This window comes from Terriglobus sp. YAF25 (genome assembly GCF_052113305.1).
Classification (GTDB): domain Bacteria; phylum Acidobacteriota; class Terriglobia; order Terriglobales; family Acidobacteriaceae; genus Terriglobus.
Window position 1 is genome coordinate 1 of record NZ_JBFRCY010000886.1, and the last position, 1600, is coordinate 1600.

Annotated in this window: 1 protein-coding gene; it reads left to right on the forward strand. The window is 52.9% G+C overall.

Going from position 1 to position 1600, the window contains the following annotated elements:
• Window positions 1–1600: PAS domain S-box protein (locus AB4043_RS24860; RefSeq protein WP_442308441.1), on the forward strand; the 1600-nt coding region annotated here is incomplete at both ends.

A 1600-nucleotide genomic window follows, 5' to 3' on the forward strand; every position in this document is an offset into this window, starting at 1 on the left:
GTTCTTGAAAACCACGCCCCGCTCGGGGCTGTGATTAACTCCGCGATGGAAGTCATTCAGTTTCGAGGGCGGTCGACTCCCTACCTTGAACCAGGACCCGGTAAACCGACACTGAACGTGTTGAAACTTGCCCGGAATGGACTGTCCCTCGAATTACGTACTTTGATCGGCAAAGCCAGGAAGCAGTGGGAGACGGCTCGAAAGGATGGAGTGCCCTTCGATGATGGTGGCCATAAGAGAGTGCTGAACATCACGGTCTCACCATTAGGCGAGAGAGGTTCCAGTGAGCCACCTTATTTCCTGATCTTGTTTGAGGACGTTACTCCGAGCTGGACTGCAGATAAAAGCAGTTTGAGGAGCCCAGCAAGGAAGGCAGCGCTCGAGAGCCTCGAAGTGAAACGCCTGAGGCGTGAACTCGATGATGCGCAAAGCGCTCTGCAGTCGGCAATAGAATCAGAGGACTCACTCAAGGAAGCTTTTCAGTCAGCAAACGAAGAAATACTGTCGGCAAACGAAGAACTGCAGAGCACAAACGAGGAACTAGAGACYTCGAAAGAGGAGCTTCAGTCGGCTAATGAAGAACYGAACACACTCAATGCGGAGCTACGCGAGAAAAATAATGATCTTCAGGAATTGAGCAGCGACATTTCGAATCTGTTGCACAGCACCCGGATTCCCGTGCTCATGCTGGACCGTGAACTGCGGATACGCCGAGTCACACCGATGGCCGACAAACTGCTCAAAGTCGTCGCTTCCGACATTGGCCGGCAAATCGCAGACATTCGCCTCAATATCGAGGTGCCCGATCTGGATGCGATCGTTGCAAATGTTCTCGAGAGTCTGCTGCCGATGGAGCGAGAGGTACGGGACGGCGATGGGCGATGGCACAGTCTCGCCATCCTGCCGTATCGGACTCAGGATGACAAGATCGATGGCGTAGTGCTCGCGCTCTATGATGTCGATACGATTAAGCGGGCTAACGAGCAGTTGAGAAAATCGACGGAGTTCTTTCGAGCAGTGATGGACACCGTCATCCAACCCCTGCTGGTATTGGATGCCAACCTTCGGGTGGTTGCAGGGAACCAACGCTTTTTCAGCTGCTTTGAGGTCGGCTCAGAAGAGACCTTGAATCATTTCTTCTATCGTCTCGGCGGCGGAGCGTGGAACATTTCGGAATTACGGCCCCAACTTGAGGGTGTTCTCTCCGCGGGCCGGATTATTCGGGATTTCACTGTAGAACATGACTTTGAAAACATCGGTCATAAGAGCATGCTACTCAATGCCCACCTGCTTCCGTCGACTCCTGATACTCCTCCCAATATTCTGATCGCGCTAGAGGACATCACTGAACGCAAACGTGCCGAGCAAGACATGGCGAGGCTGGCCGCCATTGTTGAAGCCTCAGACGATGCCATCATCAGGAAGAATCTGGGCGGGGTGATTGAGACCTGGAACCGTGGAGCGGAGCGCATCTTCGGATATACAGCAGAAGAAGCCATAGGACAGCCTATTACGCTACTTATTCCACGGAACCGGATCGATGAAGAGCCAGAGATTCTGGAGCGAATCCGTCAAGGAGAGCACGTGGATCATTATGAAT